The following is a 16682-nucleotide window of genomic DNA, read 5'->3' as shown; positions in this document are numbered from 1 at the left end:
GGGCCGGTCAAGACAGGAGATTTGGCTTATGACTCCCTTCGATGAAAGCAAGCAGAAGACCTACCTCGCCGTCGATAACGCGATCGACACCGCCCTTGCATCGCAACGGCTGGTCGGCACGGTGGTGCTGATCGCCAGGGACGGCGAGACCGTCTATCGCCGCGCCGCCGGCCTTGCGGACCGCGAGGCCAACCTCGCCATGAAAGAGGATACGATCTTCCGTCTTGCCTCCGTCACCAAGCCGATCGTGACGATTGCCGCCATGCGGCTCGTCGAGCAGGGGCGGATCGGGCTGGACGATCCCGTCACGAAATGGCTGCCGGATTTCAGGCCGCGTCTCGAAGACGGAAACGAACCGGTCATCCTGATCCGGCATCTGCTGACGCATACTTCCGGTCTCAGCTATGCTTTCGCCGCGGAGAACGGCCCCTATGCCTGCGCCGGCGTTTCGGACGGCGTCGACCAGCCGGGCCTGTCGCTCGACGAAAACCTTCGCCGCATCGCCTCCGTGCCGCTGCTCTTTGAACCCGGCGCCGGCTGGCAATATTCCGTCTCCATGGACGTGCTCGGCGCCGTCATCGAAAAGGAGACCGGCAAGCGTCTGGGCGATGCGGTGGCGGAACTCGTCATGCAACCGCTCGGCCTTTCCGACACGGCTTTCACGGTGGTCGACCGCAGCCGGCTGGCCGCCCCTTACGTGGACGCATCGCCCGAGCCGAAGCGGATGGGCGAAACGGAAAAGGTCTGGGCACTCGACGGCTCCGTAACCTTCGCGCCCGACCGCATCTTCGATCCCCTCTCCTTCCATTCCGGCGGCGGCGGCATGGCGGGAACCGCAGGCGACGTGCTGGCCGTGCTCGAGACAGTCCGCAAGGGCGGCGCGCCGCTGCTTTCGGAGAAGACGGTCAAGGAAATGATGACGAACCAGGTCGGGAACCTCCTGGAACCGACACGACCGGGCTTCGGGTTCGGCTTCGGATGGGCAATCATCCTCGACCCGTCGGCAGCGGCTCTGCCTGTTTCGCCCGGCACGCTGCAATGGGGCGGCGTTTACGGCCACCACTGGTTCATGGATCCGGCGAAGAAGCTCACCGCGGTGGCGCTCACCAACACCACGCTCGAAGGCATGTGGGGCCAGTTCACGCTGGATATCAAGAAGGCTGTTGCCGCTTCGCTCTAGGCAGGCTCCCTGCCGCCTTCACGCGCGAGACGTCAGCCTGTCGAAAAGGCCCGCGACGGCGTCGGGATCGGCGGCATCGATTGCCTCCAATCCATGTTCCTTTGCCGACGCGCGCATTTCGGAATTGTCGCGCAAGGATCGTTCTATGAATTTGTCGATGAGACCACGGCTGACGTCGTCGGCCTCACCATATTTTGCTTCGGATCGCATCCTTGCCTGCAGGAAATCCGCATCCGCATAAAGACACACCCCCGCAATTTTCTCGGAAACCAGCGGCGCAATATATTCCGGGCGAAGCGCCGAACCCTCGAACACGAAACGTCTCTCGGCCCCGCTCTCTTCCTTGATGATCTGCTCAAGCCGAGGCCACATATTCTCGTGGTGTACCTTCAGAAACCAGCAGATCGTCTCAGGCGAAAGGCGAGAATAATATTCGGCAACGGGCTTGCGGACCTGAGGCCAAGGGCGGCCTGGATGTCGCCCAAGGCTGTCGGTAGAGATCATCCGCCAGCCAAGCGCGTCCGCCAGACGCCTGGCGAGCGTCGTCTTGCCGACGTTTGAACTTCCCGCAATCAGAATGCCCGAGAGGCGCTCCTCCATTGGAGCCGCCGCTCAGTCCTTTTTCTGCGGCGGAATGACCCGGATCGAGAGCTCGCGGAGCTGGGTCGGCGTTGCTTCCGACGGCGCGCCCATCAGGAGGTCCTGCGCCTGCTGGTTCATCGGGAAGAGCGTGATCTCGCGCAGGTTCTTCGCGCCCGTCAGAAGCATGACGATGCGGTCGATCCCGAAGGCGGCGCCGCCATGCGGCGGGGCGCCGTACTGGAAGGCGCGGTAAAGGCCACCGAAGCGCTCCTCGACATCCGCCTGCGACAGGCCGACCAGTTCGAAGGCCTTGACCATGGTTTCCGGCGACTGGTTGCGGATCGAGCCCGAGGCGATCTCGAAGCCGTTGCAGACGGCGTCGTACTGGAAGGCCTTGATCGCCAGCGGCTCCTTGTTTTCCAGCGCTTCAAGCCCGCCCTGCGGCATGGAGAACGGGTTGTGCGCGAAGTCGATCTTCTTCTCGTCCTCGTTCCATTCGTAGAACGGGAAATCGACGATCCAGCAGAGCTCGAAACGGTCCTTGTCAGTGAGGTTCAGTTCCTCGCCGACGCGGCTGCGCGCCTCGCCCGCGAACTTGTAGAACTTTTGCGGATCTCCGGCGACGAAGAAGCAGGCGTCGCCCCCTTCCAGTCCGAGTTGGTTGCGGATCGCCTCGGTGCGCTCCTCGCCAATATTCTTGGCGAGCGGGCCGGCGCCTTCGAGGACTGCGCCTTCCTGCCGCCAGAAGATATAGCCGAGGCCCGGCTGACCCTGCTGCTGCGCCCAGGCGTTCATCCGGTCGCAGAAGGCGCGCGAACCACCGGTCCTGGCCGGGATAGCCCAGATTTCGACATTAGGATTGGAGGCGATCATGTTGGCGAAGACCTTGAAGCCGGAGCCGGCGAAATGCTCGGTCACCGCTTCCATGACGATCGGGTTCCTGAGATCCGGCTTGTCGGAACCGTATTTGCGGATCGCGACGTCATAGGGGATGCGCGGCCATTCCTTGGTCACCGGCTTGCCGTCGGCGAATTCCTCGAAGATCGAGGTCATCAGCGGACCCATCGTGTTCCAGACGTCTTCCTGAGTCACGAAGCTCATTTCGAGGTCGAGCTGGTAGAATTCGCCCGGCAGGCGGTCGGCGCGCGGGTCCTCGTCGCGGAAGCAGGGGGCGATCTGGAAATAGCGGTCGAAGCCTGCCACCATCAGAAGCTGCTTGTACTGCTGCGGCGCCTGCGGCAGCGCGAAGAACTTGCCCTGGTGGATACGGGAAGGCACCAGGAAGTCGCGCGCGCCTTCCGGCGAGGAGGCGGTCAGGATCGGCGTCGTATATTCGGTGAAACCGACATTGGTCATCTCGCGGCGCATGGCCGAGATGACCTGCGTGCGCTTGACGATGTTCCTATGCAGCGTCTCGCGGCGCAGGTCGAGGAAGCGGTAGCGCAGGCGCACGTCTTCCGGATAATCCGGCTCGCCGAAGACCGGCAGCGGCAGTTCCTTCGCCGCGGAGAGCACTTCGATTTCCTGCGCGTAGAGTTCGATCTCGCCGGTCGCCATGTTCGGGTTCACCGTGTCCTCGGAGCGGGCCTTGACAAGGCCGTCGACGCGGATCACCCATTCGCCACGCACGGTCTCGGCCATCTGGAAGGCCGGCGAATCCGGGTCGGCGACGATCTGCGTCGTGCCGTAATGGTCGCGCAGATCGATGAAGAGAACGCCGCCATGGTCTCGCACGCGATGCACCCAGCCGGACAGGCGGATGGTGGAACCGACATCGGACTTCCGAAGGGCGGCACAGGTGTGGCTGCGGTAACGATGCATTTCAAGAATCCTGGACTGATGCGTATGACGGCTTGTCGGCGTGCGCGGCACTGCCGGCCGGTCTCATGGAAAATCGGCGCGAAAAGCGCATGATGGGCCTGCTTTGTCAAGGCAGAACCGGTTTGCGGGCAAAAACGCTTCGAACCCGAGGCCGGATATAGGACTGCCATCAAGCCGCGCCAGTGCCCCGGAACAGGTCCCGCATCGCCTTTTCCTCCTGCACGATGCGGATGGCGAGGATGACGAGATAGACCGGAAGCCCGATCGCCAGCGTGAGATAGGCGTGGAAGATCAGGGCATAACCAATGAGTTCCGGCAGGATGTTCAGAAAATAGTTCGGATGCCGGATCACGCGGAACAGCATATGCCGGCTGATCGGATGGTTCGGCGCGATCATGATCTTCACCGTCCAGATATCACCAAGCAGTCCGACGATCCATACGAGCATCAGCATCGCGGCGACGAAGATGGCGAGGCCGGTCATCGACACGGCGTCGAATTGAGCCTGCCTGATCCACCCCTCACCCAGTCCCGCGAAGTAAAAGACCGTGTGAGCCAGCGCCAGCAGCGCGCTGTTCAATGCGCCATATTCCACCGCCCCCTGCTTTCGAAGCTGCCGCTCATGCCGCTTCGACACGACGACGCTTGCGATTCGGGCTGCAGCGGCAGCGAGGAAAATAACAATGAGAATGGGACTCATGACGATTAAGCCTCCGGTCGTCAGCAATTAACCGAAGCCCCGTCGCGAAACCATAGGCATGGGTCGACTGCGGGTGAATTTTCCAAGACAGATGTAACGTTCTTCGTCTATGAGTTGCTCTGAGCGCATCGATCGGCGCGATTCAAGCCCTGCCTCACGCAACAAAGTTCGATGAACCATCTCCGTCCGTTGATCCCCCTTCTCGTCACCGCAGGCATCCTGATCGGCGGCAACGGACTGCAGGGAACGTATATCGCGTTGCGCGGCTCTGCCGAGGGTTTTTCCCCCTCGGTCATCGGCATGATCGGCGCCGGCTACAGCGTCGGCTTCGCGATCGGCTGCATCTACGTGACACGGCTGCTGCGCGCCATCGGCCATATCCGCACCTTCTCCGCCATGGCTGCAATCACGGCATCCGCCTCGCTCGGCATGTCGATGATCGTCGATCCGGCCGTCTGGTTCGCCATGCGCTTCCTGATCGGCATCGCGGTCGCAAGCCTCTTTGCGACCGTCGAAAGCTGGATCAACGCCAAGGTCACCAATGCCAACCGCGCCCGGACGCTCTCGATCTATCGCCTGGTCGACCTGAGTTCCGTGACGATCGCACAATACATCATCCCGGTGGCCGGCATCGAAGGGCCACTCGTCTTCAACATCATTGCGATCGCTTTGACGCTGTCGCTCGTGCCGATCTCGCTCGCTGACAGATCGAGCCCTGCCCCGCCTGAGAAGATCGCCTTCGATCTCAAGGCCGTCTGGCGCATCTCGCCGCTCGCGGTGGTCGGCGTCATTTCGGTCGGCCTTTCCATGGCCGCCTTCCGCAATATCGGGCCGATCTATGCCGAGGAGATCGGCATGAGCATCACCTCGATCGCCACCTTCATGAGCGCCGGCATCATCGGCGGCGTCGTGCTGCAATATCCACTCGGCATCTATTCCGACAGGCTGGACCGGCGGCGCGTCATCCTCTGGACGACGATCGGCTCGATCATTACCGGCGCCTATCTCTCCTTCGGGGCCGGAACCAACGAGACGGCCAACATCGTCAGCGTCTTCCTGTTCGGCGCCTTTTCGATGCCGCTCTATTCGCTCTGCTCGGCGCACGGCAACGACTACGCGAAGGAAGGCGAACACGCGCTGGTCTCTGCGGGCCTGCTCTTCTACTGGTCGGTGGGTGCGACCATCGGGCCGCTGCTCGCCTCCATACTGCTCGAATATTACGGGCCGCGGGCCTTCTTCGCCTATACGTCCTTCATCTTTGCGGGCTTCCTTGTGTTTACGATCCGGCGCATGGGCGCGCGGCCGCCCGTGCCGCCGTCGGAGCGCAGCTCGCGTTTCCGCGCTCTGCTCCGGACCTCCGCCTATTTCAACAGGCTCGCCGGTCCTCCCGATAAAGACGAGCGCGAGTAACACTTAAATCCCGTTCTGTATTGACATATGCCGTCGGACGCGAAAGGAAGGTTGATCACCCTCAAATGAACGCAAAAATGATCGAAACGACCGCCGCCCTCGAGGAAGCCTGCCATGCGCTGGCCAAATCGGACTTCATCACCATCGATACCGAATTCCTCCGGGAGACGACCTTCTGGCCGGAGCTCTGCCTCATCCAGATGGCAAGCCCGCGCCTGGAAGTGCTGGTCGATCCGCTCGCCAAGGGGCTGGACCTCAAACCCTTCTTCGAGCTGATGGCGAACCCTTCGGTCACCAAGGTCTTTCACGCCGCCCGGCAGGATATCGAGATCGTCTACCATCTCGGCAATCTCGTGCCGCATCCGATCTTCGATACGCAGGTGGCCGCCATGGTCTGCGGCTTCGGGGATTCGGTCTCCTATGACCAGCTCGTCAACCGCATCAAGGGCGTGCATATCGACAAGTCCTCGCGCTTCACCGATTGGAGCCGGCGACCGCTTTCCGACAAGCAGCTCGAATATGCGCTGGCTGACGTCACCCATTTGCGCGACGTCTATCTGTCGCTGAGGGAGCAACTCGAGCGCGAAGGCCGGGCGCTGTGGCTCACCGAGGAAATGGCGATCCTCGAATCGCCCGAGACCTACGACCTGCATCCGGATGATGCCTGGCTGAGGCTCAAGGCGCGGCTCAGGAAACCGACTGAGCTTGCCATCCTGAAATTCGTCGCCGCCTGGCGCGAGCGCGAGGCGCGCAGCCGCAACGTCCCGCGCTCCCGCGTGCTGAAGGACGATGCGATCTATGAGATCGCGCAGCAGCAACCGAAGGATGCGGAAGCGATGTCCAGGCTGCGCACGGTTCCGAGAGGCTGGGAGCGCTCGGCCTCGGGTGCTGCGGTCATCGAGCAGGTCAATGCCGCGCTGGCGCTGCCGAAAACCGAGATGCCACATCCGCCGAAGCATGCGCATGTGCCGGAGGGCACGGCCGCGGCCGTCGAACTGCTCAAGGTTCTCCTGAAACTCATCTCCGACAGGCAGGGGGTTGCCGCCAAGGTCATCGCCAATACGGACGACCTGGAGAAGATCGCCGCCGAAGGCGACAAGGCCGAGGTTGCCGCCCTCTCCGGGTGGCGTCGCGACCTCTTCGGCGACACCGCATTGAAGCTGATCGACGGCGACGTGGCGCTCCGCTTCGTCAACAAGAAGGTCGAGGCGGTCGAGCTTTAGGGGCTTACGGCATTTTCGCTTTTCCCCTGTTTCACCCCCCTCTGTCCTGCCGGACATCTCCCCCTCAAGGGGGGAGATCACAAGCGGCGTGCTCTTTCCCCACCAAACTAACCCCTTGCCGGACTTCGTCGTTGTTGTTTGGGGAAGCCGATGCGTCCAGCCGATCTCCCTCCTTGAGGGGGAGATGTCCGGCAGGACAGAGGGGGGTAAGAGCGGAGCGTCGTATATTTCGCGCCAGGTCATTCCGGCGCTACCATCCGACAGTCTTCCCTATCGAATAACCGGTTCGCCGTGATAGCGGCGTTTCGACGGTTTCGAGACGCCGAATCCGACCTCCATCATCAGACGCGGGCTCTGCTTCGCGAGCGTGCCCATATGAAAGCCGAACGGGTCCTCGACAAAGCCCGTTCCTGCGCGGCCAGTCAAAGTGACGGCGTTTTCCTCGCCGTAGAACTCCAGCACCTCTTCCGCCGGATGACCGACCAGCAGCGTCAGCTGATGCTTGATGCGCCGGCGCCTGTGGCTGCCCCGGACATATATATGCGGGCCGGCATCGGCATCGACGTCCGACAGGTAGAAAAAGAATTTCAGCATGCGCCAGTCGTCCAGGTCGAAGTGGTATTTGAACGAGGCGCGGCTGAGATCCGCGTCGGTTGCCGCCTTGGTGGGGAAACTCCACCAGATCCGGGTGGTAATCAGTTTCGCCTCGCCGCCGAGATAGTGCCGCGCCACGTCGATGAGAAGCGGGTCCTGTTGCACCGCGACGGCCGCCTCACATTGCAGGACCCGTTCGAAGTGATGGCCGCTCAGGATCGGGCGACCGAAACGCCGCTCGGCTTCCGCATGTTCGCCGGCCAGAAATTCGAGCTTGCGCTCGAAATTGCCGAAACACGGCGTTTCCCGGCCAAAGCGGGCGATCTCCCGGTGGATGTCGTCCGGCAGGGTGAGGCCGGCAAATATCCCCGCGCCTTTCAGCTCCGCCGCAATGGTCCGCGCATCCAAATCGCCGAACATCGAAGGTCCCGGCGTTGCCGTTCGGACCGGCTTCGCCGTCAGCCAATGCGCCCGGCGGAACGGCATCGTCCGCGCCAGAAGAAACATCGGCAACCATGCGGGATTTTCGCGCACGTCGGTCAGATAGGTCGGTATGCGTGCGGTGATGCGGCGAAGCGGTCCGCCGGAACGGGCAATGGTCTCGAGATCTCTCGGCTTGGATCTGGAAGCGTCAAGCATCTGATATCCTTTACGAAATCTTTGCTAGAGCGAATTCGTGAATCTTGGCGGCCCCCATTTACGGTAACGCGCCCTCGCCGCTATCGCAATGCAGCATAAGAATTTTTGCATAAAACATCCGATGAAAACCGCCGCCTTCGTTAAGAGAAACTTGACGCCGGCCGGCCGTCTCGATCACACGGGATTGCCGGCGAGCATATGCCCGCACCCGTTTCCGGCTTGATCCGGCCGGTTTCGTATGGTGATCTCGCCCATCATCTTACCCCCGACGCGACGATGTCCGCCCATCGCCGCTCCTTCAAAGCGAGCCAATCCACATGCGCCAGTCCCTCACCGCCGAGACCGCCCAGCATTTTGCCGCGATCGCGCTCGGGCACGTCGGGCGCGAATATCCAAACAAGCCGGCCAACGTGTTTTCAGGCCCGGAAGATGCGAAAACACCAAGCCAGCTTCATCCGATCTTCCACGGCAGCCTCGACTGGCATTCCTGCGTGCACGGCTACTGGATGATGGCGCATATCCTGCGGACATTCCCGGATATCCCGGCGGCAAGGAACATCCGGGCGCTGTTCGACGCGATGCTGGTGCCGGACAAGGTGGCGGGCGAATGCGCCTATCAGGCAAAGCCCACGTCGCGCGGTTTCGAGCGGCCCTATGGCTGGGGTTGGCTCCTGAAACTTTCCGCCGAACTGTCGCTGCTCGATGAGCGGTGCTGGTTCGAGAACCTTAAACCTCTGTCGGATGTCTTCACCGGTCGCTTCACCGATTTCCTGCCGGTCGCCACCTATCCGGTCCGGGTCGGCACACATTTCAACACCGCCTTTGCCATGCGGCTTGCAGCCGACTATGCCGAGACGATCGGCGATACCGCGTTGCTCGGACTGCTAACGGAGACGGCGCTCCGTTGGTATGGCAAGGACGAGGCCTGCCCGGCCTGGGGCGAACCCTCCGGCGACGATTTTCTCTCTTCAGCGCTCGTGGAAGCCGAATGCATGCGGCGGCTGATGCCGGCGGAGGGTTTCCTGCCCTGGTTCGACCGTTTCCTGCCTGAGATCGTGGCGCGGAGGCCCGCGACGCTGTTTTCGCCGGCCTCCGTCTCCGACCGCTCGGACGGCAAGATCGCCCATCTCGACGGTCTCAATCTTTCCCGCGCCTGGTGCTGGCGGTCGCTCGCGAAAGCCCTGCCGCAAGGCGATCCGCGGCGGCCGATCATGGAGAAGGCGGCGGAAGACCATCTTGCAAGCGCACTTCCCCATGTGGAAGGCGACTATATGGGCGAGCACTGGCTGGCGAGTTTCGCGACGCTGGCGCTGGAGGCATGAGCGGAAAAGTTACCGGTGCATCTTCGCTCCCCTGGTGATCTTGTCGACGATCTTCTTCTCGGCCCGCAGCGCAATCCCGACCAGCCTGGCGTCGTCCGGCGCAAACTCGGCGAACACCGCGCGGTTCGCCGCATCGTGGCCTGTCGCAAACATCTCCTCGATATAGGCCGATGTTGTCACTTCCCGTTCGAGCGAGCGCCGGTGGATCATGCGCAACGTCTCCTGCTCGGCAGACAGGACCACGACCGGCTGGATGCTCATCGGATTGTAGACATGGCCGGCCGCATCCCGATATGCTTCACCGATGATCGCGGGAGATTGGGCGACGATGCCGCTCATCAGGAAAGCGGTCACATTGAGCTCCTGCCAGGGGGCGAGGTCATCGCGAAGCACGAGCGCGATCTTGGTGTCGAACATGAAGAACTCCGTCGAAGGTTATGCAAGGACCGACGCGATAGCGGCAGCAAGCACCGCCGGTCTTGAACGTTCGTGCAAGGCGGAGGGAAAGCCGGACGGCATCGTCCAAGCTCCCTCCTCATGCGGCATCGAGCGGATCGAGGCGCGGTTCCACGGCAACGGCTTTTCGCCGCACCGGCATGACACCTATGCGCTCGGAATCACGCTTTCCGGCGTCCAGACGTTCCATTATCGCGGCTCCGTCCGCGTGAGCCTGCCCGGCAATGTCATCGTCCTGCATCCGGACGAGGTGCATGACGGCGCCGCCGGCACCGACGACGGCCTGCGTTACCGCATGCTCTACCTGCCGCCGGAACGGCTGATCGAGGCGGCGGGTGGTGTGGCCGGACTGCCCTTCGTGCCCGAGCCCGTCATGGCAGACGATGCCTTCCGCGACTGCCTCGCCGAGGCGCTCGACGATCTTGACGCCACGCCGCAGGAGCTTCTGCTGGATGACCTGATCGCCCGGCTTACGGCAAGCCTCTGGCGTCACGCGGACAGTCGCGGCGTTTTACCGGACAAATCGACCTCGCGCGATGCCGTGCTCCGCTGCCGCGACTATCTCCAGGACAATTGCGACCGCGCCGTCTCTTCCCAGGAACTGGAAGCCGTCAGCGGCCTCGACCGCTACACGACTTCAAGGCAATTCCGGAAGCTCCTGGGGACAAGCCCACACCGCTATCTGGTCATGCGCCGGCTCGACCGGGCAAAACAACTGCTCTTCGAAGGCGGAAGCCTGGCGGATGCCGCTTTCGGCGCAGGCTTTGCCGACCAGGCCCATTTCACCCGGCACTTCAAGAAAACCTTCGGCATGACGCCGGGCCGCTGGGTGGCGCTCAAGAGAAGCGCCTGACGTTCAAATCGACCTCGATATCCCGTCATCAAAGCTTCATCGAAGCTTCAATGTTCCATCACCCGGCCGTCACGACCGCTCCCTATGCGGTAGGCGTCTTTGACACGCCAACCAACAGGTGATCTCATGATCCGACCCCTTCTCGCCTCCGTTGCTCTCGCTGCGCTGATCGGCGGTTCTGCTGCTGCCGAAGAAAAAGCCTTCCCGGCCAAACTCGTCGGCCAGGCAATCCTGCCCGCCAACACGATCGTTCCGGCTCCGGCCGACGCGCCAGCCTTCCTGAAGACGTCCGGCAAGTTCACCACGCCCGACCGCAAGCGCACCGAGGCCCTCGGCACGCTGCCGGGCAAGGACGGCGTCCGCGTCACCGATGTGAAGCTGCCGTTCGACGGCCAGCCGCTGCAGGGCTTCTCCGGCATCAAGACGATGGCCGACGGCACGTTCTGGACGCTGTCGGACAACGGTTTCGGCTCGAAGGCCAATTCCTCCGACGCCATGCTCTTCCTGCACCAGATGAAATTCGACTGGGCCGCCAACAAGGCGGAAGTCGTGAAGAATATTTTCCTCTCCGATCCGAACAGGATCGCGCCCTTCCCGATCACCATGGAAGGTTCCGACACCCGCTATCTGACCGGCGCCGATTTCGATATCGAATCGATCCAGCCGGTCGCCGACGGCTTCTGGCTCGGCGAGGAATTCGGCCCCTATCTCTTGAAGTTCGACACCGAAGGCCGCCTGACCGACGTGATCGCGACCGTGATCGATGGCAAGCCGGTCAAGTCGCCCGACAATCCGACGCTCACCACGCCGGCCAACCCGGCCGCAAAAATGGCCGCCTTCAACCTGAAGCGCTCGGGCGGCTACGAGGGCATGGCCATGTCGAAGGACGGCTCGAAGCTCTACGGCCTGCTGGAAGGCCCGCTCTATCTGGAAGACGGTTCGGTCGAGAAGGCGGACGGAATGACGGCGCTGCGCATCGTCGAATTCGACGTCGCCTCGAAGGCATGGACCGGCCGCTCCTGGCTCTATCCCCTATCCCAGGGCGGCGAAGCGATCGGCGACTTCAACATGATCGACGCCACGACCGCCCTCGTCATCGAGCGCGACAACGGCGCCGGCACCGCCGACAAGGCCTGCGCCGATCCGGCCAAGCCCGAACCGACCTGCTTCAACGCGCCTGCAAAGCACAAGCGCGTCTACAAGATCGAGATGACCGACGGGAATGTCGGCAAGGCCGTCCGCAAGATCGGCTACATCGATCTCATGAAGATTGAGGATCCGGACGAGAAGAAGAAGGCGGGTAATGTCGAGGGTGTCTACGACATGCCTTTCGTGACGATCGAGAATGTCGACGTGGTCGATGCGACGCATATCATCATCGGCAACGACAACAACCTGCCCTTCTCGGCCGGCCGCGCCGTCGACAAGGCCGACGACAACGAATTCAGCCTGCTCGAAGTCGGCGAATTCCTGGCGGCGAAGTAGTTCAGGTCCAGATCGAACATCTCAGCCCGGCATCCGCCGGGGCCTAGTTTGTTGGCAAACCTTCCGGCATGCAAGACGTCATCCTCGGGCTTGTCCCGAGGATCTGCCATCCCTTGCCAAATCATTGGTTATGTTGGGATAATTTCGAGAGTATAGAGGTGGTCAGATGCTCGGGACAGGCCCGAGCATGACGGAAGAAGAGTTGCCGCCCTTTGTCAGCAGCATCAGCTCCGGCATCCGCCGGGGCTGACGCATTCAATCAATTGACCGGTATGTCGATCGCATAGCGGTCGACCAGTTTCAGGCTCCGGTCCGACTGAATGATGTAGGTCTCGTAATACCGGCGACCGTCCTGACCGTAGAACTGATGGGTGACGGGACTGCCGACCGGCGACTTCGTTAGCTTGCTGCGCGGCTGTCCGCCATAGGTGATGCTGCCCGGAATGGGTTCCAATGCAACGGCGGTGCAGCCTGCAAGGGCCACCGTCAGCAGGGCAACTGCAACTAGCTTCTTCATCACTCGTCTCCCCTGTCCCGCAATTTCCTGCACGCCGGGCAGCCAAAATGGTCTGCCTCACGGTGGATGTCGGGATTGTCGACGTGAATTGCAATCGGGGAGCGATAAAGTTTCCCGGAATCTATTCGAACCGGAACGCCAGCCGCTTGCCGGTCAGCTTCGCCAGTTGCTGCAGGCGACCATCCAGCCTTTCACCGGCAAAATTGCGGTAGGCCGGCGGCACGATGAATTCCAGATCGAGATCGGGGTCGGAAGACGGGCGGAACGTCAAGTTGTGGACGATGCCCGGCATCGCGGCCGAGAAGAGATAGACAACACGCAGCAGGCCACCGAGCAGTTTGGCAAGATCGAGCATGCGCGGTGTGGCAATCGTCGCCAAGGGGCCCGTCGCACCGTCGTCGTTCAGTCCCTCGAAGCGATAGTAGTTGGCGAGCGCCAGATAGGCACGGCCTGCATGGGTGATGCCGACGAAAGAGGAATGAGCGATGATATTGAGCGCCTGCAGACCGCGATAATCCGGATGGGCGCGCCAGCTTATGTCAGCGAGCAGGCAGGCGGCCTGACGATAGCGGCTTTCTTCCTCCGTCTCGGTGATGCCAAAAGCAGGCACCATGCGGCCCGTCCATTCCGCTAGCTCGCGGGCATGTTCGGGCGAGCGGGCGCGCAGGATCGCCAGTTCGCCGGCCGCGGCGAGCAGCGGGTCACTTGCCTTCTCTCCGTCGGAAAGCCGCGAATAGAGATAGCCTTCGCGCACGCCCTGCGCGGAGAAGCTCACCCTGGCGGGTTTCATCGCACTCAGCACTTCCTGCATGGCGATGGCGCCGTAGGGCAGCAGCGAACGGCGGCTTTTGGACACCGCCTGCCAGGCAGGGTCCTTGGAGTCCTTGGCGGCGATCACCTCTTCGAGGAATTTCTGGATATCCGCGAGCGGCAGTTCGTAACCCTGCATCATGTGCAAGGGATATTTCGTCATCTCCATGTGCAGCTTGGCGATATTTCGCCAGGTGCCGCCGACCGCATAGAAGGTGCGGCCAGCGCCCTGTTCAAGGAACCGCGCGGTGTTGACCTGCTTACGGGCGAAGGTGCGCGCCTTGGAGAGAGAATTTCCGGAGGACTCGGACAATCGCAGTCCCCCGAGCGGCAACGTGATGCCGCGGCCGAAATCATTGCCCTTGATGTCGATGAGTTCCAGCGAACCGCCGCCAAGATCGCCGGCGATCCCGTCCGCATCATGAAAGCCGCTGATGACACCGAGCGCCGAATAACGCGCCTCCTCTTCTCCGGAGAGAAGCTGGATCTCCTGGCCGAGGATATCCTCCGCCTCGCGGATGAAGTCCGGTCCGTTCGACGCCTCACGGGCAGCCGCCGTCGCCAGCACATAGATTTCGTTGGCGCGCGCCTGCGTCGACAACGCCTTGAAGCGCCTCAGTGCCGAAAGCGCGCGCTGGACGGCCTCCTCGTCCATCCGGCCGCTGGATCCAAGCCCCTTGCCGAGCCCGCAAAGAACCTTCTCGTTGAAGAGAATCGTCGGCGCGCGGGACAGGCCTTCATAAACGACGACACGAACGGAGTTCGAGCCAATGTCGATGACGGAAACAGGGGCAATCCCCGGAAGGCGCCCCTGGGCTTCGGATCGTACCATATTGCCTATTTCTTGCGTCCGGACATCAGGCCGGCGATCAGTTTGGGAGCACTCGACTTCAGAGCCTCACCGCGCCCCGAGAGGCTTGGATTGGTCATGAAATAGTGCTGCGCGTTAAAAGGTTCTTCGCCTTTGCGCACTTCCATGCGCCGCGACGTGCCGTCGGGCAATATCTCGTAGCTCTGCTGGTTGTCAATCAAGTTGCCCAGCATGATCTGTGAAAGAACCTGCTCATGCACGGTCGGATTGAGGAGCGGCACGAGCGTCTCGACGCGGCGGTCGAGGTTGCGCGGCATCATGTCGGCCGAGCCGATATAGACGAGCGCCTTGTCGGATGGCAGGCCGTAACCGTTGCCGAAGCAGAAGATGCGGCTATGCTCCAGGAAGCGGCCGACGATCGATTTGACGCGGATATTCTCGGAAAGGCCGGGCACCTGCGGGCGCAGGCAGCAGATGCCGCGCACCACGAGGTCGATCTCGACGCCCGCCCGGCTTGCCCGGTAGAGCGCATCGATGATGTCCGGATCGACGAGCGAGTTCATCTTCATCCAGATCGCTGCGGGCTTGCCGCTCTGCGCGTGGACGATTTCCTCCTCGATATGCCTGAGGATGCGCGACCTGAGCGTATAGGGCGAGACCGCCAGCTTCATGCTCTCTTCCGGCTCGCCATAGCCGGTGATGAAGTTGAAGACGTTCGCCATGTCGTGGGCGATCTTCGGATTGCAGGTGAAGAAGGACAGGTCCGTGTAGATCTTGGCGGTGACCGGATGATAGATGCCCGTGCCGATATGGCAGTAGGTACGGAGCTTACCCTCTTCGCGGCGCACCACCATCGACATCTTGGCGTGCGTCTTCAGTTCGATGAAGCCAAAGACGACCTGCACCCCGGCACGTTCGAGGTCGCGGGCCCAGCGGATGTTTGCCTCCTCGTCGAAACGGGCCTTCAATTCCACCAGCGCCGTCACCGACTTGCCCATCTCGGCCGCATCGATCAGCGCCCTGACGATCGGGCTGTCGTTGGAGGTTCGGTAGAGCGTCTGCTTGATGGCGAGCACGTCCGGGTCGCGCGCCGCCTGCAGAAGGAATTGCACAACCACGTCAAAGGATTCATAAGGGTGGTGAACCACCATGTCCTTTTCGCGGATGGCCGCAAGGCAGTCGCCAGCATGTTCGCGAACCCGCTCGGGAAATCGGGCGTTATAGGGCTCGAACCTCAAGTCGTCGCGCGGCGCCCTGGTGATTTCCGAAAGGGTGTTGAGCGCCAGAAGGCCGGGCAGAACCGCAACGCGATTATCCGGCACGCCGAGTTCCTGCACCACGAACTGACGCAATGACGCCGGCATTTCCGAATCGGTCTCGATGCGGATGACCTTGCCGCGGCGGCGGCGCTTCAGCGCCGTCTCGAAGAAGCGCACCAGGTCCTCGGCCTCTTCCTCCACCTCGATATCGCTGTCGCGGATGATGCGGAAGGTGCCGGCGCCCTTCACCTCATAACCGGGGAAGAGCCTGTCGGTGAACATGCCGACGACGTCCTCCAGCGTGATGTAGCGGATCGCCGCGCCTTCGTCCGGCAGGCGGATGAAGCGATCGAGCGTGGTCGGCAGGCGCAGGAGCCCCGTCATCGGCTCCTTGCCGTGCTTGCTGTGAAGCTGCAGGCCCATGGAGAAGCCGAGGTTCGGGATGAAGGGGAACGGATGGGCGGGATCGATCGAGAGCGGCGTCAGGACGGGGAAGAGTTCGTCGTCGAAGGACGTGGCCAGCCAGGCGCGATCTTCCGCCGAAAGCGCCGCCGGACGGACGATCAGAATGTCCTCCTTGGCAAGATACTGCTGCAGCACGGCGAGCGAAGCCTGCTGTTCCATCTGCAGATTGTCGATTTCCCGAAGGATGGCGTCGAGCTGTTCGGCGGGCGTCTTGCCGTCCGGGCTGCGCACGATGATGCCCTGGCGCACCTGGCCTTCCAGACCGGCGACGCGGACCATGAAGAATTCATCGAGGTTGGCTGCGGAAATCGACAGGAAGCGCACCCGTTCCAGAAGCGGATGGGCCGTGTTCAGCGTTTCTTCCAGAACGCGGCGGTTGAATTGCAGCCAGGAGAATTCGCGGTTGATGAACCGGTCCGGGCTCGTCAACAGTTCAGCGGCGGAATCGACCGCTGCGATTTCGGCCTGCTGCGTTTCCGTCGTCATCGAATCCATTTCGCATCCTCCGCTAACCCTTTGGGTTCGAACGCCAAGTTCGGCGAGGAAAGTGTCACA

General features: G+C 62.2%; 14 protein-coding genes. 6 read left to right on the top strand and 8 right to left on the bottom strand.

Features of this window, described 5'->3' with window-relative positions:
* The first annotated feature begins 28 nt into the window (after positions 1-28).
* On the top strand, positions 29-1180 hold the full coding sequence (locus JL39_RS12655; protein WP_037150637.1) for a serine hydrolase domain-containing protein: 1152 nt from the start codon (positions 29-31) through the stop codon (positions 1178-1180).
* An 18-nt stretch (positions 1181-1198) separates the two neighbouring features.
* Here the strand turns inward: JL39_RS12655 and JL39_RS12650 are convergent, their stop codons facing one another.
* The 3 genes from JL39_RS12650 to JL39_RS12640 all read right to left on the bottom strand — a co-directional run bounded on the left by JL39_RS12650 (position 1199) and on the right by JL39_RS12640 (position 4283).
* Positions 1199-1780, bottom strand: a complete 582-nt coding sequence (locus JL39_RS12650) for a hypothetical protein (RefSeq protein WP_037150635.1) — start codon at positions 1778-1780, stop codon at positions 1199-1201.
* A 12-nt stretch (positions 1781-1792) separates the two neighbouring features.
* Complete coding sequence (gene aspS, locus JL39_RS12645) at positions 1793-3583, bottom strand: aspartate--tRNA ligase (protein WP_037150634.1); 1791 nt, start codon at positions 3581-3583, stop codon at positions 1793-1795.
* A 169-nt stretch (positions 3584-3752) separates the two neighbouring features.
* The gene (locus JL39_RS12640) at positions 3753-4283 is read right to left on the bottom strand and encodes an isoprenylcysteine carboxyl methyltransferase family protein (RefSeq protein WP_037150632.1); all 531 of its coding nucleotides are present in this window, start codon (positions 4281-4283) and stop codon (positions 3753-3755) included.
* A 171-nt stretch (positions 4284-4454) separates the two neighbouring features.
* Here JL39_RS12640 and JL39_RS12635 point away from each other — a divergent pair, with 171 nt between their 5' ends.
* Positions 4455-5693, top strand: coding sequence for an MFS transporter (locus JL39_RS12635; RefSeq protein WP_037150630.1), 1239 nt, complete (start codon positions 4455-4457; stop codon positions 5691-5693).
* Between the two features lie 77 nt (positions 5694-5770).
* Positions 5771-6916, top strand: coding sequence for a ribonuclease D (rnd, locus tag JL39_RS12630; RefSeq protein ID WP_037150925.1), 1146 nt, complete (start codon positions 5771-5773; stop codon positions 6914-6916).
* Between the two features lie 270 nt (positions 6917-7186).
* Here the strand turns inward: rnd and JL39_RS12625 are convergent, their stop codons facing one another.
* Complete coding sequence (locus JL39_RS12625; protein ID WP_037150628.1) at positions 7187-8149, bottom strand: hypothetical protein; 963 nt, start codon at positions 8147-8149, stop codon at positions 7187-7189.
* 317 nt (positions 8150-8466) lie between these two features.
* On the opposite strand from JL39_RS12625, the gene JL39_RS12620 reads away from it, so the two are divergent.
* A complete protein-coding gene (locus JL39_RS12620; RefSeq protein WP_037150625.1) occupies positions 8467-9471 on the top strand; it encodes a DUF2891 domain-containing protein in 1005 nt (334 codons plus the stop codon).
* 9 nt (positions 9472-9480) lie between these two features.
* Here the strand turns inward: JL39_RS12620 and JL39_RS12615 are convergent, their stop codons facing one another.
* The gene (locus JL39_RS12615) at positions 9481-9888 is read right to left on the bottom strand and encodes a DUF2000 family protein (RefSeq protein ID WP_037150622.1); all 408 of its coding nucleotides are present in this window, start codon (positions 9886-9888) and stop codon (positions 9481-9483) included.
* Here JL39_RS12615 and JL39_RS12610 point away from each other — a divergent pair.
* A complete protein-coding gene (locus JL39_RS12610; protein WP_081952815.1) occupies positions 9887-10780 on the top strand; it encodes an AraC family transcriptional regulator in 894 nt (297 codons plus the stop codon). The two genes, JL39_RS12615 and JL39_RS12610, sit on opposite strands and share 2 nt — an antisense overlap.
* Before the next feature lie 126 nt (positions 10781-10906).
* Positions 10907-12265 carry an esterase-like activity of phytase family protein gene (locus JL39_RS12605; RefSeq protein WP_037150620.1) on the top strand — a complete coding sequence of 453 codons (1359 nt, stop codon included), beginning with the start codon at positions 10907-10909 and terminating at the stop codon, positions 12263-12265.
* Positions 12266-12524: 259 nt separating this feature from the next.
* Here the strand turns inward: JL39_RS12605 and JL39_RS12600 are convergent, their stop codons facing one another.
* The 3 genes from JL39_RS12600 to JL39_RS12590 form a co-directional block, all read right to left on the bottom strand.
* On the bottom strand, positions 12525-12782 hold the full coding sequence (locus JL39_RS12600; protein ID WP_037150617.1) for a membrane protein: 258 nt from the start codon (positions 12780-12782) through the stop codon (positions 12525-12527).
* A 121-nt stretch (positions 12783-12903) separates the two neighbouring features.
* Positions 12904-14424 carry an exopolyphosphatase gene (gene ppx, locus JL39_RS12595; RefSeq protein ID WP_037150615.1) on the bottom strand — a complete coding sequence of 507 codons (1521 nt, stop codon included), beginning with the start codon at positions 14422-14424 and terminating at the stop codon, positions 12904-12906.
* A 5-nt stretch (positions 14425-14429) separates the two neighbouring features.
* On the bottom strand, positions 14430-16622 hold the full coding sequence (locus JL39_RS12590) for an RNA degradosome polyphosphate kinase (protein ID WP_037150612.1): 2193 nt from the start codon (positions 16620-16622) through the stop codon (positions 14430-14432).
* Positions 16623-16682: the final 60 nt, after the last annotated feature.

It is taken from the genome of Rhizobium sp. YS-1r, from assembly GCF_000757525.1.
GTDB lineage: Bacteria > Pseudomonadota > Alphaproteobacteria > Rhizobiales > Rhizobiaceae > Neorhizobium > Neorhizobium petrolearium.
Note: the sequence above shows the minus strand (reverse complement) of the source record. Positions and strands in the feature narration are given on the sequence as shown.